Source organism: Bradyrhizobium sp. USDA 3315, assembly GCF_054056795.1.
Genome location: NZ_JBSRYP010000001.1, coordinates 7,255,681 through 7,275,273 on the forward strand (window position 1 = coordinate 7,255,681; position 19,593 = coordinate 7,275,273).

Annotated in this window: 27 protein-coding genes; 14 read left to right on the top strand and 13 right to left on the bottom strand. The window is 65.6% G+C overall.

The window, feature by feature from the left end:
• Positions 1-157 precede the first annotated feature (157 nt).
• Positions 158-1,096: a LysR family transcriptional regulator gene (locus ACVIYL_RS34040; RefSeq protein WP_253608853.1), complete on the bottom strand. Its 939-nt coding sequence runs from the start codon at positions 1,094-1,096 to the stop codon at positions 158-160.
• A gap of 116 nt (positions 1,097-1,212) precedes the next feature.
• On the opposite strand from ACVIYL_RS34040, the gene ACVIYL_RS34045 reads away from it, so the two are divergent.
• Positions 1,213-2,016, top strand: coding sequence for an alpha/beta fold hydrolase (locus tag ACVIYL_RS34045; protein WP_253608854.1), 804 nt, complete (start codon positions 1,213-1,215; stop codon positions 2,014-2,016).
• Positions 2,017-2,289: 273 nt separating this feature from the next.
• On the opposite strand, the gene ACVIYL_RS34050 is transcribed toward ACVIYL_RS34045, so the two are convergent.
• Both ACVIYL_RS34050 and ACVIYL_RS34055 read right to left on the bottom strand, forming a co-directional pair.
• Positions 2,290-2,955 (bottom strand): FMN-binding negative transcriptional regulator, encoded by a 666-nt coding sequence (locus ACVIYL_RS34050; RefSeq protein WP_253608855.1) that lies wholly within the window; start codon positions 2,953-2,955, stop codon positions 2,290-2,292.
• Positions 2,956-3,041: 86 nt separating this feature from the next.
• Positions 3,042-3,284, bottom strand: a complete 243-nt coding sequence (locus ACVIYL_RS34055) for a hypothetical protein (protein ID WP_253608856.1) — start codon at positions 3,282-3,284, stop codon at positions 3,042-3,044.
• 588 nt (positions 3,285-3,872) lie between these two features.
• Between ACVIYL_RS34055 and ACVIYL_RS34060 the strand changes: the two genes are divergently transcribed.
• The 7 genes from ACVIYL_RS34060 to ACVIYL_RS34090 all read left to right on the top strand — a co-directional run bounded on the left by ACVIYL_RS34060 (position 3,873) and on the right by ACVIYL_RS34090 (position 7,032).
• Entirely contained in the window at positions 3,873-4,046 is a 174-nt protein-coding gene (locus tag ACVIYL_RS34060) for a hypothetical protein (RefSeq protein WP_016840760.1), read from the top strand.
• A 10-nt stretch (positions 4,047-4,056) separates the two neighbouring features.
• A complete protein-coding gene (gene pdxY / locus ACVIYL_RS34065) occupies positions 4,057-4,929 on the top strand; it encodes a pyridoxal kinase PdxY (protein WP_253608857.1) in 873 nt (290 codons plus the stop codon).
• Between the two features lie 18 nt (positions 4,930-4,947).
• Complete coding sequence (locus ACVIYL_RS34070) at positions 4,948-5,574, top strand: LysE family translocator (RefSeq protein WP_028344883.1); 627 nt, start codon at positions 4,948-4,950, stop codon at positions 5,572-5,574.
• Complete coding sequence (locus ACVIYL_RS34075; protein ID WP_057019951.1) at positions 5,574-5,918, top strand: tRNA-binding protein; 345 nt, start codon at positions 5,574-5,576, stop codon at positions 5,916-5,918. Before ACVIYL_RS34070 ends, ACVIYL_RS34075 begins: the two co-directional genes overlap by 1 nt.
• Positions 5,919-6,058: 140 nt before the next feature.
• A complete protein-coding gene (locus ACVIYL_RS34080; RefSeq protein WP_028332292.1) occupies positions 6,059-6,289 on the top strand; it encodes a DUF6894 family protein in 231 nt (76 codons plus the stop codon).
• A 9-nt stretch (positions 6,290-6,298) separates the two neighbouring features.
• Positions 6,299-6,472 carry a hypothetical protein gene (locus tag ACVIYL_RS34085; protein ID WP_253608858.1) on the top strand — a complete coding sequence of 58 codons (174 nt, stop codon included), beginning with the start codon at positions 6,299-6,301 and terminating at the stop codon, positions 6,470-6,472.
• A 323-nt stretch (positions 6,473-6,795) separates the two neighbouring features.
• Positions 6,796-7,032, top strand: coding sequence for a hypothetical protein (locus ACVIYL_RS34090; RefSeq protein ID WP_016840755.1), 237 nt, complete (start codon positions 6,796-6,798; stop codon positions 7,030-7,032).
• Positions 7,033-7,117: 85 nt separating this feature from the next.
• Here ACVIYL_RS34090 and ACVIYL_RS34095 read toward each other — a convergent pair whose 3' ends face one another.
• Complete coding sequence (locus ACVIYL_RS34095) at positions 7,118-7,303, bottom strand: hypothetical protein (protein ID WP_016840754.1); 186 nt, start codon at positions 7,301-7,303, stop codon at positions 7,118-7,120.
• A 128-nt stretch (positions 7,304-7,431) separates the two neighbouring features.
• Between ACVIYL_RS34095 and ACVIYL_RS34100 the strand changes: the two genes are divergently transcribed.
• Positions 7,432-8,160: a class I SAM-dependent methyltransferase gene (locus ACVIYL_RS34100; RefSeq protein ID WP_253608859.1), complete on the top strand. Its 729-nt coding sequence runs from the start codon at positions 7,432-7,434 to the stop codon at positions 8,158-8,160.
• On the opposite strand, the gene ACVIYL_RS34105 is transcribed toward ACVIYL_RS34100, so the two are convergent.
• The 3 genes from ACVIYL_RS34105 to ACVIYL_RS34115 form a co-directional block, all read right to left on the bottom strand.
• Complete coding sequence (locus tag ACVIYL_RS34105; RefSeq protein WP_057019948.1) at positions 8,157-8,363, bottom strand: hypothetical protein; 207 nt, start codon at positions 8,361-8,363, stop codon at positions 8,157-8,159. The two genes, ACVIYL_RS34100 and ACVIYL_RS34105, sit on opposite strands and share 4 nt — an antisense overlap.
• Positions 8,364-8,467: 104 nt before the next feature.
• The gene (locus ACVIYL_RS34110) at positions 8,468-8,881 is read right to left on the bottom strand and encodes a hypothetical protein (protein WP_253608860.1); all 414 of its coding nucleotides are present in this window, start codon (positions 8,879-8,881) and stop codon (positions 8,468-8,470) included.
• Between the two features lie 210 nt (positions 8,882-9,091).
• Positions 9,092-9,673, bottom strand: a complete 582-nt coding sequence (locus tag ACVIYL_RS34115) for a septal ring lytic transglycosylase RlpA family protein (RefSeq protein WP_253608861.1) — start codon at positions 9,671-9,673, stop codon at positions 9,092-9,094.
• Between the two features lie 582 nt (positions 9,674-10,255).
• Between ACVIYL_RS34115 and ACVIYL_RS34120 the strand changes: the two genes are divergently transcribed.
• On the top strand, positions 10,256-11,131 hold the full coding sequence (locus ACVIYL_RS34120; protein ID WP_225163042.1) for a hypothetical protein: 876 nt from the start codon (positions 10,256-10,258) through the stop codon (positions 11,129-11,131).
• A gap of 74 nt (positions 11,132-11,205) precedes the next feature.
• Here ACVIYL_RS34120 and ACVIYL_RS34125 read toward each other — a convergent pair whose 3' ends face one another.
• Positions 11,206-11,835 (bottom strand): L,D-transpeptidase, encoded by a 630-nt coding sequence (locus ACVIYL_RS34125; protein ID WP_016843930.1) that lies wholly within the window; start codon positions 11,833-11,835, stop codon positions 11,206-11,208.
• 175 nt (positions 11,836-12,010) lie between these two features.
• On the opposite strand from ACVIYL_RS34125, the gene ACVIYL_RS34130 reads away from it, so the two are divergent.
• Positions 12,011-12,394 (top strand): hypothetical protein, encoded by a 384-nt coding sequence (locus ACVIYL_RS34130; protein WP_016843931.1) that lies wholly within the window; start codon positions 12,011-12,013, stop codon positions 12,392-12,394.
• 85 nt (positions 12,395-12,479) lie between these two features.
• Here ACVIYL_RS34130 and ACVIYL_RS34135 read toward each other — a convergent pair whose 3' ends face one another.
• On the bottom strand, positions 12,480-13,262 hold the full coding sequence (locus ACVIYL_RS34135) for an SDR family NAD(P)-dependent oxidoreductase (protein WP_253608862.1): 783 nt from the start codon (positions 13,260-13,262) through the stop codon (positions 12,480-12,482).
• Between the two features lie 34 nt (positions 13,263-13,296).
• Positions 13,297-13,887 (bottom strand): NADPH-dependent FMN reductase, encoded by a 591-nt coding sequence (locus ACVIYL_RS34140; RefSeq protein ID WP_253608863.1) that lies wholly within the window; start codon positions 13,885-13,887, stop codon positions 13,297-13,299.
• Between the two features lie 192 nt (positions 13,888-14,079).
• On the opposite strand from ACVIYL_RS34140, the gene ACVIYL_RS34145 reads away from it, so the two are divergent.
• Together ACVIYL_RS34145 and ACVIYL_RS34150 are read left to right on the top strand one after the other, a co-directional pair.
• Entirely contained in the window at positions 14,080-14,331 is a 252-nt protein-coding gene (locus ACVIYL_RS34145) for a hypothetical protein (RefSeq protein WP_057019943.1), read from the top strand.
• A gap of 165 nt (positions 14,332-14,496) precedes the next feature.
• Positions 14,497-16,578 (top strand): methyl-accepting chemotaxis protein, encoded by a 2,082-nt coding sequence (locus tag ACVIYL_RS34150; protein ID WP_253608864.1) that lies wholly within the window; start codon positions 14,497-14,499, stop codon positions 16,576-16,578.
• Positions 16,579-16,727: 149 nt separating this feature from the next.
• Here the strand turns inward: ACVIYL_RS34150 and ACVIYL_RS34155 are convergent, their stop codons facing one another.
• Both ACVIYL_RS34155 and ACVIYL_RS34160 read right to left on the bottom strand, forming a co-directional pair.
• Positions 16,728-17,891: an acyl-CoA dehydrogenase family protein gene (locus ACVIYL_RS34155; protein ID WP_253608865.1), complete on the bottom strand. Its 1,164-nt coding sequence runs from the start codon at positions 17,889-17,891 to the stop codon at positions 16,728-16,730.
• Positions 17,892-18,123: 232 nt separating this feature from the next.
• The gene (locus ACVIYL_RS34160) at positions 18,124-18,801 is read right to left on the bottom strand and encodes a nitroreductase (protein WP_456780639.1); all 678 of its coding nucleotides are present in this window, start codon (positions 18,799-18,801) and stop codon (positions 18,124-18,126) included.
• A 150-nt stretch (positions 18,802-18,951) separates the two neighbouring features.
• Here ACVIYL_RS34160 and ACVIYL_RS34165 point away from each other — a divergent pair, with 150 nt between their 5' ends.
• Positions 18,952-19,200: a hypothetical protein gene (locus tag ACVIYL_RS34165; protein ID WP_021079659.1), complete on the top strand. Its 249-nt coding sequence runs from the start codon at positions 18,952-18,954 to the stop codon at positions 19,198-19,200.
• Between the two features lie 125 nt (positions 19,201-19,325).
• Here the strand turns inward: ACVIYL_RS34165 and ACVIYL_RS34170 are convergent, their stop codons facing one another.
• Positions 19,326-19,571, bottom strand: coding sequence for a hypothetical protein (locus tag ACVIYL_RS34170; RefSeq protein WP_076832093.1), 246 nt, complete (start codon positions 19,569-19,571; stop codon positions 19,326-19,328).
• Positions 19,572-19,593: the final 22 nt, after the last annotated feature.

A 19,593-nucleotide genomic window follows, 5' to 3' on the forward strand; every position in this document is an offset into this window, starting at 1 on the left:
GTTCGCGAGGAACGAATCGGAATCGAAAAATCGGCGCGAAGCGATTCTTAACAAGAGGTTTGCGCGCTCGATGCCGCGGCACTTGGTATGGCGGATGAGCGCAAGCGTAATCGGACATCCATCGACGACATCACTGCGTCGGGTTACTCCGCGCCGATTATCGGCCGTGCTTCGCGCGGACCGGTCGGGCCGCCCGCCCTGCACGCTGAGCGAGCCGCCAGCCTTTGAGGTGAAGCCAGAGCGCTTCGGCGACCGGTCCGTGCGAATGCTGGCGATGACGGACTGCCGCAAGATTTTCCTCGCGGCCCGGAAAATTCGGTCCGGCGATGCTGATCAGCCTGCCGTCCCGCAGCTCGTCCTCGATCAGCCATGCGGGCAGATGGCCCCAGGCAAGACGATGCAGGATCAGCTCCTTCTTCATCATCTGGTCCGGCACGCTACACCGGTGCGCACCTTCGATCAGGAAGAAGTTTTCCGACGACGCTCGCCGCGCCGTGTCGCGGATGACGCACTGCGTGAAGGGACGTATCTGCTCCGGCGAGATCCGCTTCGTCCACGCAAACGGCAGAAAGCCGGGAGCGACGACCGGCACCATGGTCGTGCGCGAGAGCTTGATCTGTTCGAAGCGCGGATCGGACGGCTCCGCGCGATGAAACACCAGATCAGCGTTATCATCGATCAGGCGCTCGAGCGGCCCGCCGACCGCCTCATACTCCAGGTGCAGGCGCGTGTTGGGATAGCGGGCAAAGAACGCCGAGAGCATCTGCAGCACCGGCGGCCGCGGGCACAGGTCGCCGATGACGACGCGCAGGACGACCTCTTCTCCGCCGGCAAGCTGCTCCGCATACCCCTGCAGCAGATCGAGCTCGCGCAGCGTCACCTGCGCGCGTGCGTGAAACGTCCGGCCGGCGTCCGTCAGCCCGATACGGTATCCGCTGCGATCGAACAGCGTGAGGCCGAGCTGCTGCTCGAGCCGGGCGACCGCCGCGAACACCGACGGGTGCGACCGGTTCAGCGCCGTCCCGGCGGCCTGAAAGCTTCCCTTGGTCGCGACAGCGTCAAAGCAGCGCAAATCGTGCAGCTTGATCCGATCCATTGTCCATAAAACCTACAGAGATTGATCAATCTTAGTAATTTTTCTTCGGAGGCGCGAGTCCTAGCCTGGCTCGACGCGAAGCCTGCCGGCTTCCACCAGCACAAGGGACTGACGAGATGAGCAGCGATCGACACTTCACCACGGCGGATGGCTGCCGGATTGCGTACTGTATCGACGGCCCCGTCGATCGGCCGGTGCTCGCGCTGTCGAACTCGATCGCCACCAACCTGCACATGTGGGATCGTTCGATGCCGGCCCTCAGCCGGTCGTTTCGGGTGCTCCGCTACGACACCCGCGGTCACGGCGGGTCGGACGCACCGGTGGGCGCCTACTCGATCGACCGGCTCGGCCGCGACGTGGTCGAACTGCTCGACGCCCTCGGCATCGATCGCGCGCATTTCCTCGGTCTGTCGCTCGGCGGCTTCGTCGGGCAATGGCTCGGCATCTTCGCGCCTGACCGCATCGACCGCCTGATCCTCTCGAACACCTCGTCCTATCTGGCGTCCGAACTGGCGTTCGACGAACAGATCCGCGCGGTGCTCGCGGCCACGGACATGAATGGAATCGCAGACGGCTTCATGCGCAACTGGTTTCCGGCAGCGATGCTGGCCGCGCCGAACGAGGTCGTCGACGAATTCCGCAACATGGTGCTGACCACGCCGCCGCGCGGTCTCGCCGGATGTTACGCCGCACTGCGCGACGTCGATCTCCGCCGCGTCATCTCGCTGATTGCGGCGCCGACCCTCGTGATCGGCGGCGAGAGCGACGCGGTCACGCGGGCCAATCATAGCGCTGATATCGCCGCGACAATCACCGATGCCAAGCTCGTTCTGCTGCCCGGCGTTCATATCCTCAATATTGAGCAGGCGGATCGATTCAACAGCGAGGTCGTGAGCTTCCTGGCGCTCTCCGCCCTATGACTGTGTAGCCCGGATGAGCGAAGCGACATCCGGGACCGCTCCAAGAGTACGTGATCGGGCCCCGCATATCGCTTCGCTCATGCGGGCTACATGGATCACGCACCACATGTTCCCCATTCGACTCCATTTTGTTCGCAAAGAACGAATCGGAATCGAACAAATCAGCGCGGAGCGATTCTTAACAACAGGTTTGCGGACCCAATGCCGATCGGCTCTGTGGAGCGAATTAGCGCAAGCGTAATCCGCTCTCTGCCGCCTTGAGACAGCGCCGGGTTACACGGAGCTGACCCGTCCGTGCCGTCCAACGTCGTATCCAAGCTCCGGCCGCAACGCGCGCATCTTCTCCGCCAGCCTTTGGCTCGCCGTCTCCTGCGCCCGCGCAAGGCGATTGACCAGCGCGACATATTCCGCATCGCTCTTGTGCTGGTTGAGCTTTGACTGGCCCTCGATCTCGTCGACGACGATGTCGATCACCCTGATCCCCGCCAGCATCGCTTCGCGCTTGCCGGGCTCCATCTGCGTCAGGTCCCAGGGCTGCTTTTGCAACCGCGCCTCGGAGACCGCGAGCAGCGCGTCGCCATGGCCGCGGTTCTCGCCGTGATCGCGCAGATGCGCGACGCCGGACAAATGCACCGCCTCGTAGAGCCAGGTCGAAACGTTGTCGGGTGAGACATACCAGTCGTTCGAGATGTAGGCGTCATCGCCGGAGACGATCAGGAGGAAGCGCCTGACACCGTCGGCGAGCTCGACCAGCGGATTCTTCGCGGTGAGATGGATCTGCACGATCATGCGCTCGTCGCGCCGCTCGATCACGAACGGCACGTGGGACGCGCGCGGGCCGCGTGCATCGGCGGCGACGATGGCGCCGAAGCCGCGCGCCGCCGCAAAGGCGAGCGCGCGGTCTTGCTCAATGCGAAACTGGGGACGGAGGATGTGCATGGCGGCAGCGCTCGCGAGCTGGAGGGAGACGACCCAGCAAGGCTAGCGCAACTTTCGCCGGAGATCACCGCCATGCACGATCCGGCTCAGCAGATCCTGGCATTGTCGCCGTGATCGCAGACGCCGCCGGGCTGGTCGCGCGGCGGCGCCTCGGACTCGCCGAAATGCGGGACCGCCATGCGCGGCGGACCACCGCTCCAGCGGCCGGCGGCGGCATGGCTCTTCGCGAGCGCGGATGGGCCCGCCGCCGGCACTTCGTGTGCCATGGCCGACGCCGTCAGCATGGCGAGCGCGGTCAGCGCGGCCGCAATCTGTTTGATCCTGGACATCAGTTGCTCCTGTTGGACTCGGCGCGCCGGCGCATTGTTCGCCGCCCGCCGATCGGTTCGCGCTCACATCAAGATCGATCGCTCTGCCGTCTTGTTCCGACGCCATGAGGCAAGCGTTTGGATGCAAGACAGTCCACCCGTGCATCTTCTTCCACGTCGACCCGACACGATCGGTTGATCGCAGCGTGACAGACGAGATCCCGACGCGAACCCGCAAATCAAACCGGCTCCGCCGCCTGCGACAAGACAGCCCGACGGACAACTCAGCAAAACATGTCGATATCAGAATAAGAAAATATTCCGCTTACTGCCCTTTGCTCGCGGCCCATGGGTGCGATCAGACAAAACATGTCGCGAGAATGCGGATATATGACTCGCAGCGAACCACACATTCGATGTCGTCCCGGCGAATGGAGAAAGATGCGCGCACCGACTCCATCACCGTCATGCCGGCAGCAGAGGCGAAGGCTTTGCCCGAGAATGATCGAGCTTAGCAATGCCGCGGAATTCCAATCCGCCGTTGAACTGACGGCAACTAGCAGGTTACGCTGCCTTCACGCTCACGCCCTCCCGCTGGAAGGATTCCCCATGAACGGCAATCGATATTATGGCGTCCGCGTCGAGGGCGCGAAATACGGCGTGGGGTTCGGCTCGGCGCTGGCGATCGCGATCTCCTACACCAAGAACCATTCGATCCTGTGGGCCATCATCCACGGTATCCTGGGCTGGCTCTACGTCATCTACGCCGCACTGTTCGGGTGATGCGCACAAGATGACGGTCATCTCAATCCAGTCACAGGTCGCCTGGGGCCATGTCGGCAACAGCGCCGCCAGCTTTCCGATCCAGCTGCACGGCATCGATGTCGTCGCCGTGCCGACCACGCTGCTCAGCAACCGGCCGGGCTATCCGACCATCCGCGGCCGGGTGCTCGACGTGCAGCTGGTCGCTGACCTGCTGCGCGGCATCGAGGAGCGCGGCGCGGTCGAAGCCGCGCGGCTGATCCTGTCGGGCTATCTCGGCTCGGCCGACATCGCGATGGACGTGGCCGACTTCGTCGAGCGCGCGAAGGCGACGAACCCGGCCCTGCTCTATTGCTGCGATCCCGTGCTGGGCGACCGCGACCGCGGCATGTTCGTGCGATCGGACATTCCGCCGCTGGTGCGCGACCAGCTCTGCCCGCTCGCCGACATCATCACGCCCAACCATTTCGAGTTCGAATTCCTCTGCGGCGCGCGCGTGACGACGATCGATGACGTCGTCGCGCAGGCGAGCGCGCTGATGGCGCAGGGACCTGCGACCGTTGTCATCACCAGCGCCGAGCTGGCGGGCACGCCGCACAGCGAGATCGAGACGCTGGCGATCGAGCGCACTCAATCCGACAAGACTTGCGCCTGGCGCGTGCGCACGCCGCGGGTTCCGATCAGCCCGTCCGGCACCGGAGACCTGTTCGCCGCGCTGTTCGTCGCCGCCCGCACGCGCGGCCTGGCGACGCCGGATGCGCTCAGCCACGCCGCGTCAGGCATCCACGGCGTGCTGGAGCGCACGGCGCAGAGCGGAACCGAGGAAATGCGCATTGTCGAAAGCGCCGGCGTGATGCTTGATCCGAAGCCGCGCTTCGCGGCGGTTACCATCGCCGCATCCTGACATCCGGGACAGGTCTTCATGATCGACATCACCACCCTCCTCACCTACGCCGCCGTCGTGCTCGGCCTGTTCCTGATCCCCGGGCCGGCGGTGCTGCTGGTGCTCGCGCGCTCGGTCACCGGCGGAGCGCGCGTCGGCGTCGCGACCGGGTTCGGTATCGCGCTCGGCGATCTCGTCCACACCGCGATGGCGACATTCGGCCTCTCGGCCGTGCTGATGACCTCGGCGCTGGCGTTCTCGGTCGTGAAATATGCCGGCGTGATCTACCTGATCGTGCTCGGCGTCCGCGCCCTGTTCGAGAAGAACGACGAGCTGGATTTGCCGGCGGCGCAGCCGGTCGATCCGCGCCGCGCGTTCCGGCAGGCAATCTGGGCGGAAATGCTCAATCCGAAGACCGCGCTGTTCTTCCTCGCCTTCCTGCCGCAGTTCGTGCATCCCGGCCACGGCTCGGCGGTGGCGCAGTTCGCGACCCTCGGCCTGATCTTCGTCGTCATGAGCGCGGTCTACACCTCGCTGCTGGCGCTCGCCGCCGGCCAGATCAGCCCGTGGATCAGGCGGCATCGCCGCATCGGGCAATGGCAGGGCCGCGTGGTCGGCACGATCTATATCGCGCTCGGCGTCCGCCTTGCGTTCCAGGAGCGCTGATGTCTCCGCTCAAGCCGCAGGCCAGCTACGACGACTTCGCCCGCCTCGATATCCGGATCGGCAAGGTCGTCGAGGTGCAGCCGTTTCCCCGCGCCCGCAATCCGTCCTACAAGGTCGGCGTCGATGTCGGCGCCGGGCGAATCATGTGGTCGAGCGCGCAGATCACGAATTACGAGCCGGCGGCGCTGGTCGGCTCGCTGGTCGTGTGCATCTGCAATCTTGGGCCGAAGAACATCGCGGGTTTCACCTCGGAACTCCTGATCCTCGGCGCCAAGGACGCCAGCGGCGAGGTGATCGTGCTCGGCCCGCGCAGCGAGGTTGCGATCGGCGAGCCGATCTTCTGACGTCGGGCTGATCACGGCCGCGTGATTCAAATCGTCTGGATTCCCCGTAGTTTACCGATGGGGGATCACCCGGATTCTCAGTGCCCGCGCGCGCTGCTATTGCAGCGCGCGAGAATCGCTTCGGCATGGGAATCGGAAGAATGTCCGCAGTTTTCTTTCACTGCTCCGACGACAAGCACGTCATCCTGGATCGCACCGGCGCCGCGATGGATCTGGCGGAGGCGCGCGTGTATGCGGAGCAATTGGCGCGCAGCTTTGTCATGACACCGAGCGTGGAGGACTGGCGCAACTGGGCGGTTCACGTCACCGACGACATCGGAACCGAGATCTTCGAGCTGCCGTTCACCGCCATCCTCGGCGAGCTGCACTGAGGGCATGCCATGAATGCGATGGAACTTGCCCTGCAGCCGTTGCGGCGCCACCTCGCCCGCCTCGTCGCGCGCTGCGTCGCGCTGATCGATGGCGTCATCAATCCCTATCGCCCCGAACTGTACTACATGCGCGGACCAGGCCCGAAATGCCGCGCCCGGCGGCAAGCCACACTGCGCGACTAGCTTCGCGGCATCCCCGACGAGAAAAGGCCGGCGGGCGTTACGCCACCGGCCTTCTCCTGCAGCTGCCGGTTCCCGGAGTCCGGTTCCGCTGCGATTCCACTTGGTCTTGAGCTTGCGACGACTGTTTTAATCAAATCTTAACGGCATGGCGGTGAGCTGGTTCAAAGGACTCCTTCGCCGTGCGGCGTGGCTTGTTCGTTCGTCGTGCTTGATGCGCTGCACATCGTTTTTGCGCCGATCGCACGCCGATTGTGCGCCACGCATCTTAGGGAATGCTCGACTCAGTGTTACCCTGTGATGCAAACCGAAACGGAGACTTCGGAATGCCGTACTACACCTTCGATCTCGTGGTGGGGGACGAGTTCCGCAATCAAGGAACCATCATCCTCGAAGACATCAGCCTCGCCTCCGACCGCGCCGACCAGCTCGCCAACGAGCTGTCGCAGGTCAAGCCGGAGCTGAAGGCGCGCGGCTGCGCAGTGCGCGTCACCGACATCGACCGGCGCGAGCTCTACCGCACGCCGCTCGATCCCGTGCCGCGGTGGCGCCGGGCGGGCTAGCGTCCGTCGGTTAGGGTTGCGGCGATCGCGCTCGCGCGGTCCCTGTGTCGTTGCGCGACGGCGGGGTCGTCTAGCCTGCCCGCCGTCAGCTCTGATGCGGTCCGCGCATCATCTTCAGCGCGTCCTCGATATGGCGCCAGTCGCGCGCGTCGTCGGTCTCGCCCTTGCTCTCGCAAGCCACGGCGTTCTGCGCGGCCTGGGCGATCGCCTCCGGACCGTGCTTCAACAGCATCTGCCGCGCGATGGTGTGGATTTGCATCTCGGCTAACATGGCGCTCTCCTCGGCTGTCGACTGCTGACATCAGAAACCACTGAGCGCCGCGTCTGGTTCCAGCAGCGCGCCGGGCGCGACACAATCAGCGGTTCCCACACGGTGCGGCGGCGGTTACAGAGAGAGCCATGGCGCAGAACATCTACGACGATCCCGGCTTCTTCGCCGGCTACAGCCAGCTGCCGCGGCAGGTCCGCGGACTGCTCGGCGCGCCCGAATGGCCGGCGATCCGCGCCATGCTGTCCGATGTCGCGGGCAAGCGCGTGGTCGATCTCGGCTGCGGCTTCGGCTGGGTGTCGCGCTGGATGCGCGAGCAAGGCGCATCCGACGTGCTCGGCATCGACCTCTCGCAGAACATGATCGCCCGCGCCGCGGCCATGACGCAGGATGCGGCGATCACCTACGAGATCGCCGACCTCGAGACGCTCGAGCTGCCGAAATCGACATTCGATCTCGCCTACTCCGCCCTCGCCTTCCACTACATCAGGGATTTCGATCGCCTGGCGCGCATGCTGTATCGCGCGCTGGTCCCGGAGGGGCATCTGGTCTTCACCGTCGAGCATCCGGTCTACATGGCGGCCGTCCATCCGGACTGGGGGCAGGACGAAGACGGCCGCAAGACCTGGCCGGTCAACCGCTACTTCATCGAAGGCGAGCGCCGGACCGACTGGTATGTGAAGGGTGTGCTGAAATATCACCGCACCATCGGCACCACGCTCAACGCGTTGATCGCCGCCGGCTTCACGCTGCGCCATGTCGAGGAGTTCTGCCCGACGCGGGAGCAGATCAAGGCCGCACCCGAACTGGCCGACGAGCTCGAACGGCCGATGATGCTGCTGGTGTCAGCGCAGCGCTAGGCCGCGAGCAGCTTGTCGAACTCCTCGGGCGGGTATGATTTCCCGTCCTTGTCGGTGATCACCACCTGCCACCCTTCGCTCGCCCAGACCTTGGCCTTGGCGATGATGATGAAGGTGCTCTCGCGCTCGATCCTGACCGTTTCGTTCTCGCGTTCTGCGATCATCTTGTAGGCCAACGCTTGTCCCTCGCCGACTTGGTCCATCCGGCGTTTGTTGGCAGCGGCTTTGGGCCGGATTTCGCTGGGACTGTGACAATTTGGTGGAACCGCCGGCGCAGGATCCGCCAGCGCGCAACCTTCGGTCGCGCCTATGCGAGCTTTCCCATCAAGGTCGGCATATCCAGCGCCAATGAGTTGACGTTGACGCTGCGCGCGAATCGCATCTGCGGTCCCTCGAAGGTGCGGGTCACGGTGTCGCGAAACGCCGATTCCACGAAGGTCCAGGTCATCACGAAAGTGCGCAGGTCGCGCCAGGTACCGCTCGCGACCACGCGCATCAGGTCGGGCTGGTATTCGTGATGCAACTTGTTGCCGGTCATCGTCGTGGTGCCCTCGCGCGGCGCATCGAGGCCGACCTCGATCCGGTGCGTGCCTCTGCCGTCCTCGAGCGTGCGAAGCCGTCCGTTTCTTGATTGTTGTTTGGCGTCGCCGCCCTCCAAAGCAGAACGGAGGCTATGGCGTCGGCCTGCGCTGTCAACGCATGCGGCGCGCATGGCGGCCACAAGAAAAAATCCCGCCTTGGAAGGACACCAAGGCGGGGAAGGTTCATTGGGTGGAAATCCACGCGCCTGGAAATGGAGAGCGCGGGGAAGTAGCGGCAACAATTCTATTTGCCGCCGTCGTTCGGACAACAGGATTAAAGCGCGCGCAGCGCCGGGACTTTTTCCCGATCCAGCTGGCAAAAATCCCGGACCTCGCCTGTGCGGCGCGGTTCACTGCACCACGTCGAGCCTGACATTCGTGATGCCCTTGCCGATCATGCCGAGCGATTGCGCCGCAGAATGCGAGACGTCGACGATGCGCCCGGGAACGTAGGGTCCGCGGTCATTGACGCGCACCGTGACCGAACGGCCGCTCTTGACGTCGGTGACGCGAAGCCTGGTGCCGAACGGCAATGTCGGATGCGCGGCGGTCAACTCGCGCCCGTCGAACTTCTCGCCGCTCGCGGTCGGCTGCTCCTCACTGTAGAAGCTCGCGACGCCGTGCGAGGCGATCTTGCTGTTGCCCGTCCTGCGCGAGGCATAAGGCGTATGCCTGCGCGCCGTGGCGACGCGTGTGCGCGTGGCAGATGACGCAGCCCGTGACGGCTCGATCGATGCCGGCCGGCTCGCGAGCGCCTGCGAGCGCTGGCTGACAACGGAGGACTGCGCGCACGCCGCGAGCGACGCCGCGCCGATCATCACGGCGAGCAGCCGGAGCGGCTTTCGGGCATGCGCAAACAGGATCGGGGCCGCAGCACCATGCGCGCTGCATTTGACGCCGACGTACGAGTTGACTGCATCGTCGCGTGACATGTTGCACCCCCAACTTGCGCCCCCAGCCCAAGCCGAAAATCCAACGGCCTATCAGCCGAATCCAATCGGGGCGGAACGGTGGCGGAGCGCGGTCAGACCTGCCGCACGCGATGCGATTTCCCCTCGGATGTGGTGGATGCGCCACACAACCCGGACGCTTCACCCGGAAATGCCGGCTTGAAGCGCCGCACTCGGGCCGTGGATGGCCACGCCCCCTCGCCCCCGGGTTTCGGTTCCCCAAACTCCCCAACCTCTCCACCCTCTCGCCTTGCTTTGGTCAAACCGGACTGGAGTCGTGGGGACAGGGTCAGGGGTCAATACAGAGCGTAAATTTGCCGGCCGCCCATTTGCGGTTGACCTTGGAATGAAACGGGGACCGCCATGCAATCGACACTGAAAGACGCAGATCCACACGATATTTTCGCGATCGAACCGAGCTTCGCTCCGGTACGTCCGGACAACGCCGCAGCGCCAGCCGGAAGGGCAGCGCCGGGGCAACGCGAGCCCTATTTCGGCTCAAGCCTCGCGCCTACGTCCACACCCCCGGTCGCGGCCGTCGCCTCGGTGCCGCCGGTCACGCCAATGTCAGTGGCGGCCGAGCCGGCCTATAGCGCGCCAAGCCATGACGGCCGACTGGACGACATCAGATTGGACCGCGCGCCGCGCCCCACCAGCAAATGGGCGATCCGCGCCTTCTGGTTCTGCTTCGCGATCGCTGGCGCCATGGGCACCGCGGCGTGGCAGCACTACGGCGATCGCGCCAAGCAGATCGCCGCCGAGTGGGCGCCCCAGATCGCTGCACTGACTTCGCTGATCCCAGGCAAGGCAGCCTCCGCCTCGGATCAGGCGAGTGCGCCGCCAGCACCGGCGGCGACAACCGATCAGGCGGCAGCTGAAGCTGCACCGGCCACTCCGCCACAGGACGTCGCCACGGCCGTGCCCGCCGCAGCCGCGCCGGCGCCCGCCCCTGTCGCGGCCCCGGCTGCCACAGCAGCACCGGTTGCGCCCGCTACCGCGGCGGCACCAGCCGCAACGGCACCCGACCAGACGCAATTGCTGCAATCGATGGCGCGCGATCTCGCGTCGATGGGACAGCAGATCGAGCAGTTGAAGACCAGCATCGATCAGCTCAAGGCCGGCCAGGATCAGTTGGCACAGCGCGTCGCGAAGACGACCGAGACCAGGGCCGTCGAGCCGCGGCCGGTCGCTCCGCCGCGCCCGCGCGCCGCGGTCACGCCACAGGCGGCGCCGCATGCCGCCGTTGCGCCGCCGCCGGTGCGCCGACCGGCGCAGGCCTATATCCCGCCGCCTCCACCGCCCGCATCAGCAGCGCCGCTGCCGGCTCCCGCCGCCGCCCCACAGGCGGTTGCGGCACCGCGGCCGGTGCAGCAGCAGTCCTCGGTTGTTGACGCGGATGATGGCGGCCCGGTGGTTCGGCCGCCGATGCCGCTGCGCTGAGCCTGACTGACCTTTAAAAAAGCGTGCGGCCGATCGCGATGACGCGATCGGCCGCAATACACTTTGTATTCGAATTACGCACTCTGTCCCGGCGGCAGAACGACCACGGTCGCGCCCGGCTTGACCCGCTGATAAAGGTCGATCACGTCGCCATTGGTCATGCGAATGCAGCCCGACGAGATCGCCTGCCCGATATATTCGGGCTGGTTGGTGCCATGGATGCGATACAGCGTGTCCTTGTTGCCCTGGTAGAGGTAGATGCCGCGGGCACCGAGCGGATTGGCCGGTCCACCGGCGACACGCTTCGGATACGGCCCGAGCCGCTCCTGGATATCCTGGGTCGGAACCCAATCCGGCCATTCGGCCAGGCGGCCGACCGTGGCGACGCCGGAGAAGGCCATCGCCTCCTCGCCGACGGCGACGCCGTAACGGATCGCCTTGCCGCCGGGCAGCACGTAATAGAGGTAGCGCGCGTCGGTATCGACCAGGATCGAGCCCGGCTGCTCCCGACGGGTGTACTCGACAATGTGCCGCTGGAACTGCTGCGGGATCTTGGCATCCGCATAGGGCGGATGCGCCAGCAATTGCCGATCGCGCGACGTCATCGCGACATCCGTCGCCGGCGACAGCGTCGCCTGCATGCACCCGCCAAGCGCAAGTGATCCCACCAGCACCGCAGCAAGCCCCAACTTTGACACGATCATTCTCCCCTGCGTCAACTTGTGCCACATGCTGCCGAAATCGTGCTCAAATCGTGGCAGCGCAGGTTGGAACACGTCCGTTTGATCGGTTCTTTCCGTGAGTGTGTCCTGGCGGTTGCACTCGGTTCCCTTGGACGCTAGCTTCACAAAAAACGTCCAAAACCTCCGGAGGAAATTCATGCGTTACGCCCTGCTGATCGGCGGCCTGATTGTCGCAGCAACCCCTGCCCATGCCGATCCGCGCGCGGCCTATGTCACGATGGTGCTTCAGGCCTTTGCCGCCAAGGTCGAGTGCCCCGGCACCGATCTGGTCTATCAGGACCTCGTGCAGCGGGCGCAGGACATGCATCTGCCCGACGGCACCACCGAGAAGGTGCGCAAGGCGATCGCCTTCATGCATACCGGCGGCAAGATGGGCGAGAAGCAGGCCGACGACCTGATGACGGAAGTTGCGATCGCAACCCAGACCACCGACCTCGATCAGCGCCGCGCCGGCAGCATGACGACCTGGTGCCAGGACCAGAAGACGCGGCTCGCGGGCTACATCAGGACGAAGGAATAGAAAGCGTTTTCGAGCGAAGCCTGTCCCGCACTTGATGCGGGATGGGCACCGGTTCGCGTGAAGAAAACACGTCGAACGAGAATCCTCAATCGAGCTCCGGCGGCGCGAACCAGTTGGTCAGCGACAGGCCGCCATCGACCACGATCGACGCCCCGGTGACGTAACCGGAGAGCTTGTGCGAGAGCACGGCAAGCGCCATCGGCGCAAGATCGTCCGCCTGGCCAAGCCGTCCGAGCGGAATATGCTTTGCCAGCGCGGGATCGGCGACGAAGCCGCCGGCCGCGATCGCGCCGGGCACCAGCGCATTGACGCGGATGCCATAGCGGCCCCAGCTCTTGGCAAGCTCCTTCACCAGCATCGCCATGCCGGCCTTCGCGGTCGAGTAATGCGGCAGGTTGCGTGGCGTGCCGGCATGCAGCGAGGTGAGCAGCAGGAACGAGCCCGGCGTCTTCGCCGCGATCAGCCTGCGCGCCAGTTCGCGCGACAAATGAAAGCCGGCATCGAGATTGACCGCATGCATCTGCCGCCAGATCTCTTGATCGACGGCCATCGCATGATCGGCTTCGCGGCGCGGCGGCGAAGCACTGTGGACGAAATGGGTCACCTGCCCGAGCGAGGCTTGCGCATGCGCCAACAGGGCGTCGTACGCCGCGTGCTGCGCGAGATCGCCGGCCCACGCGACCGCGAGTTCGGGACGCGGCGCGGCCTTGATCGCCGCCAGAACCCTGTCCTCATGCAGATCGGCAAACACCGTCCGCACACCTTCGCCGACCAGGGCCTGCGCAATGGCGCGGCCGATGCCGTTGCCCGCGCCGGTGACCAGGGCTGTCTCGCGTGCGGGATCGAACGGCGATGTGAAGAGGCTCATGATCGCGAAACTCCCGGGATTGGCAGACCTGCGCTCAGTAGGGCGGCGCCTTGCGCGCCCGCTGTACCTTGGCGGCTTCGATCCACCAGGAAAAATCCTCGGCAAAGCGCGGAAAGGCGCGTTCGAGCGCCTTGCCGCCCTCGCCGATCGGCTTGCCCTCGGCCGACAGCGTCTGCGCGATCGGCCCCGCACCGATCGTGCTCGATACCACCACCATGCCCATCTCGGACAGCGTACCGTGCCAGGCGGTCGCGGCACGCACGCCGGCGAACCGCCCGGCCGAATAGCTTGCGATCGCCGCGGGACGCCAGAACCATTCCTCGAGGAAATGGTCGGTCAGGTTCTTCAGCCCGGGCTGAATGCCCCAATTGTATTCGCCGGTGACGAACAGGAAGCCGTCGGCGTCGCGGATTTTTCCGGCGAGCGTTTCGAGCACGGCCGGCGCCTGCCCCTTGGGATGTTCCTTGTACATCCGGTCGAGCATCGGCAGGCCGACCTCCTTGGCATCGATCAACTCGACATCGTTGCCGCGGGCACGAAGGCCGTCGACGACGAAGTGTGCCAGCCGGATGCCCATGCGATCCGAGCGATAGGAGCCGTAGAACACGAGTATGCGGTGGGTCATGGGGCGATCCTAGCACGGTGCGGCAACAGCGTCCTGCGGCGCGGGCGCGGTGAGCCGCCGCGCACAAGTGTTAACCGGCATGCCGGCTCGTTCCGCCAGCATTAAGCAATTCGTCGCAGGCCCTTCGCCGTGGCCAAAAATCGCCAGATTTGTTTTCTGGATATGTTTTCGCTTCGAGAAGGAGGAACCGACATGCGGATCGCAAAGCTGGTTTTCGCAGGCTCGCTCGCAGCCATCGCTGCCGTTGCCACGCCCGCGCTGGGCAAGAGTACCGAGCGGCAGAAGGCCGACGACAAATCCACGACCACCACCTCGTCCGGCTGCCAGGCCTATCAGCAGGCCGCCGATGGCACCTGGAACCAGCTCCCCTGCGGCGAAGCGGGCTCGAACGGCGCCACCCAGCACCGCCCCGCGGCCAAGGGCGCTGACGACGACGAGCACTGACGTGTCACGCCTGCCGCCCCACGCGGCCGGGGCGATGCGGCGCCTTCGACTTTCGGACCAAACTGCCGGGACCGTTGCGGCGACTCCCGCATCATAAACCCAAGCTTAATGCACGCCCGCTACGGTTGAGGCCTCCCCTCTCTCGTCAAGAATGGCGCGCATCCCATGAAAATCGGTACTCTCCTGACGGCCGCGATCGTCTCATTGTCCGCGGTCGGCGGCGGACTGGCGGCCTATGTCGCGGTGACCAAGTACCAGACCATGGACAAGGTCTCGACCGCGCAGAGCCGGCTCGAAATCGTCCGCGCCGTCGGCGACATCCCGCGCTACATGAACTCCGAACGCGGCATGTCCACCAACCTCTTGTTCAGTACCGGCGCGATCGACCAGAAGCAGATCACCGATCTCGACAAGCTGCGCAAGCTGACCGACGGCGCGCTCGCCAAGGTCAATCAGGTCCGCGCCACGCTGCCCGGCTCGCTCGACGACGGCGAAGCGGTTGCGAGCGCGATCGATGCGCTGAAGGCCAAGTTCGCCGCGCTCCGCGACGCGATCGAGAAAGCGATCGCAGGTCCGCTCGACGCCCGCCGTCCGGCGGCAACCAAGATCGTCGCCGACAACTCCGTCTTCAACGCCGGCGTCACCGTGCTGCTCGACGAGCAGGTGCGCCGCCTCGCCGGCCTTGACGGCAACGCCTACCGCCAGGCCAGCTACGCCAATGTCGCCTGGACCCTGCGCGACACCGGCGGCCTCAATGCCAGCCTGCACAAGGCGCTGGTCGGCGCCAAGCGCGTCGCGACCGAACAGGAAAAGCTGGAGCTGTTCCGCAGCACCGGCCGCACCGAGCAGATCCTCTCGACGCTGCAGGAGTTGCGCAACAATCCGGCGACATCAGCCAATGTCCTGACGGCGCTGGGCAAGATGCAGGCCGACTATGTCGAGCGTTTCGGCAAGGCCCTGAAGCTCGCCAAGGAAGGCGCGATCTCCGGCAAGTATGAGCAGGACGTCGAGACCTACTATGCCGAGTCCCAGATCGGGCTCGCCTCCATCATCACCGTGCGCGACGCATTCTACGAGAATGCCGAGCAAGGCCTTGCGGGCGCCTATTCGTCGGCGCGCTTCAGCTTCGTGGTGGCGCTGATCGGGCTGCTCGCGGTCGTTGCCGTCAGTGCCGGCCTGATCGTCATGGTCCGCCGCCGCATCCTCAACCCGATCGCGGCCCTCACCGGCCGGATGTCGCGTCTTGCCGCGGGCGAAGTTGCCGAGACGATCCCGGGCGCCGCGCGCAAGGACGAGATCGGCGCGATGGCCGCCGCCGTGCAGGTGTTCAAGGACAACAAGATCGAAGCCGATCGCCTCGCTGCCGAGAAGGAAGCCGAGAACGACGTCAAGATGCGCCGCGCCCGCGTGCTCGACGATCTGACCCGCGCCTTCGAAGCCAAGGTCACCGAGCTGGTCGGCGGATTGTCCGCGGCATCCTCGGTGATGGAGGACACGGCGCAATCGATGTCGGCCACCGCCGCCGCCACCAACCGCCAGGCCGCCGTCGTCGCAGCGGCGTCCGATCAGACCTCGACCAACGTGCAGACGGTGGCGAGCGCCACCGAGGAGCTGACCTCCTCGATCTCGGAGATCGCCCGCCAGGTCGCGACCTCGACCGAGATCGCCGCGCGCGCGGTCGATCATGCCCGGCGCACCGGCGACACCGCGCGCTCGCTGGCCGAGGGCGCGCAGAAGATCGGCGACGTCGTGACGCTGATCCAGAGCATCGCGGCACAGACCAATTTGCTGGCGCTCAACGCCACCATCGAGGCGGCCCGCGCCGGCGAGGCCGGCCGCGGCTTTGCCGTGGTCGCGTCCGAGGTGAAGTCGCTGGCCGGCCAGACCGCGAAGGCAACCACGGAGATCTCCGAGCAGATCACCGCGATCCAGACCGCGAGCGACGAGACCGTGACGGCGATCCGGAGCGTCATCGACGTCATCACCGAGATCGACCAGATCGGCACCGCGATCGCCGCTGCGATCGAGGAACAGGGCTCGGCGACCAAGGAGATCTCACGCAGTGTTCAGGAAGCCGCGCGCGGCACGCAGGAGGTCAATTCCAACATCTCCGGCGTGCAGCGCGCCGCGGACGACACCGGCGGCGCCGCGAACCAGGTGCTCGGCGCAGCCGAACAGCTCTCGACGCAGTCCAAGGACCTCGCCGGCCAGGTCAACCGCTTCCTGTCCGACGTGCGGGCGGCGTAACCGAGAGCACGTGGTGACCACGTGGCAGGTTTTCTCCTCGTCATTGCGAGGAGCGACAGCGACGAAGCAATCCATGTCTCCACTGCGGCACGATGGATTGCTTCGCTTGCGCTCGCAATGACGGGTTTGCTTGAGGGCCGCGCGCCCTGCTAGCCGCCGCGCAAGCCGAGCACGCGGCGGGCGATCGCCTGGCGATGGACCTCGCTCGGGCCTTCGTAGACCCGCATCAGGCGGGCCTTCTGCCACAGCGCGTTCAGCGGCAATTCCAGCGTGACGCCGAGCGCGCCGAGCGTCTGCATGGCTTGGTCGCAGGCGTCATAGGCCATCTCGGTCGCGAACACCTTGATCATCGAGGCCTCGTGGCGGATGTCCTCGCCGCGGTCGGTCTTGTCGGCAGCCTCGCGCACCATCAGCCGGCACGCATGCATGCGCGTGGAGATATCGGCAATCCACCACTGGATCGCCTGGCGCTCGGCGAGCTTGACGCCGAAGGTCTCGCGCTGCCTGGCGTGCTCGCACATCATGTCGAGCGCACGCTTGGTGATGCCGACGCAGGTCGATCCCATCTCGAGCCGCCGCGTGCGCAGCCGCAGCTGCATCGGCGCATAGCCCTTGCCGACCTCGCCCAGCACGGAGTCCTTCGGGATGCGGCAATCCTCGAACACGATCTCGTAGGTCGAGCCGCCGCCGACCATCGGAATCTCGCGCTCGATGATGAAGCCCGCCGTGCCCTTCTCGACGATGAAGGAGGTGATGCCGCCCTGGCGCTGATCGTTGCCGACCCGCGCCATCACGATGATGAAGTCGGCGGCGCGTGCATTGCTGATCCAGATCTTGCGGCCGTTGAGCACCCACTGTTCGCCTTCGAGCACCGCGCGCGTCTTCATGCCCGCGGGATCGCCGCCGGCGCCGGGCTCGGAGATCGCGATCGCCGAGGCCATCCGGCCTTCGATATAGGGCTGCAGATATTTCTTCTTCTGCGCGTCGGTACCGACCGCCTGCAGCATGCGCAGGTTCGGCGAGTCCGGCGGCAGCACGAACGGCACGCAACTGCGGCCGAGTTCTTCGTGCACCGCAGCCATCGTGCGCGTCGGCAGGTCGTGGCCACCGAGATCCTCGGGCGCATCGAGGCCCCAGAGGCCGAGCTCCTTCGAGACGTCGCGCAGCCGCTTGCGCTGTTCCGACGTGAGCTCGGGGTGATCGCTGCCGGGCAGCTTCGATTTCAGATAGTGCGGCTCGAGCGGGATCAGTTCGCGATCGACGAATCTCGCGACGGTCTCGCGGATCATGGCTGTCTGTTCATCGTCGCTCATCTGGGATTCCTCGCCCGCGCTGGTGCTTCAAAAAACCAGTAGCGCATTTTTTACCGGCGAGAATAGCGGAAACGCGCAGCCGTGCTCACGCTCGCGCGATGGTTTCACGGCGCGGAATTCAATATCCCGCGGCGTGGTCGGCGCGTACGCAAATGCGCCGGACACGCCCGTGCATCGCGCAACCGAGCGTGCCGCACGAGGTTGTTCCCCTGAGCAAGCGAACGACGCGGCGCTAATCGGCAAAGCCGACGTAGCGGACAAAATCGTTGTTGGCCTCGCGGTCGGAGCGTACCGCATTGGCGGCAAAGCCGTCGTCGGGATAGCCCATTGCGACGCAGGTCATGATCACCTCGTCTTCCGGGATGTCGGCGACCTCGCGCACGATGTCGGAGCGCATGATGCCCTGGCCGTTGATCACGCTGCCAAGGCCGCGATCCCAGGCTGCCAGCACGATGCCGTAGCAGAGCGCGCCGAGATCGAAATGGCAGACCGCGCCCGGATCGAGGATCCGGTCGTAGGTCAGGACCAGCGACACCGGGGCGTCGAACTGGCGGAAGCCGCGCAGCACCCAATCCTGCCGCATCGGCTTGTCGTCGCGGGCGATCCCCATCGCCCCGAACAGCTTCTTAGCGATGTCGACCTGGCGGCCGCGGTGCACGCCCTGGTATTCGCCATGGCTGACGATGTCGCGCTTCACCTTGGCACCGGCGACCATCTCTTCCATGTTGCGGCGGCGCACTTCCTCCAGCGGCGCCCCGGTCAGGACGTGGACGTGCCAGGGCTGGGTGTTCATCGAGGACGGCGCGCGCTTGGCCACCTCGATGATCTCCTCGACCGTCGCCCGCGACACCGGCTGCTGCTTGAACCCGCGCACGCTTTTGCGTGACTGTACCAGCGTCTCGAATTCCATTCCGCGCTTCCCCGATTTTGTTCCGCGCTGCACGCGGAATTTCCTTGATCTGATCGGGGTATTTTATCGACAAAATCGGCCATGGGAACTTGATCGGGCCAGGAATCCCGTATCCAATCCGGCCGCTGGTTTGGTTTAGGGAGAACCCAGATGAAGCGGATTTTCTTGGCGGCCGTGATCGCGACCTTTGCCGCCGGTTCGGCATTTGCACAGGACGCCTCCTGCGAGACGAAAGCCGTCGGCAAGGACGGCAAGCCGCTGGCCGGCGCGGCCAAGACCTCGTTCATGAAGAAGTGTACGACGGACGCCTGCGAGACCAAGGCGGTCGGCTCCGACGGCAAGAAGCTCGCCGGCGCGGCCAAGACCTCGTTCATGAAGAAGTGCCAGAGCGGCGCCTGAGCCCCTCGACGGGCGTCTACACGCCCCAACAATCGGGAACAGACCATCGGGTCGCGCCGGGCCGCGGCCCGATCGGCTTTTGGCGGTAGAGGGCCGCTGGACGGGACGCGTATTCTGAGGCGCCCTCAGAACGAGACGCCGACCCGCACGCCCCTGCTCCAGACCCGCCGGCAACGCTTCCGGGTGTTGCCGTGAAACATTTCGAAACGTTCCGGCAACTGGGTCGGCTTGGCAAATTCCAGGCACGCTCCGCCGGCGGAATAGTCCACCAGCCGGCATTCGATCAGCGGCGCCTTCGGTTCAAGCTGGAGCTTGACCACGCTGGATACGCATCCGCTCGGACGAACACGCGCAAATCTCCGGGGATGCATTGCCGTCGCCTCTGGTGAAATC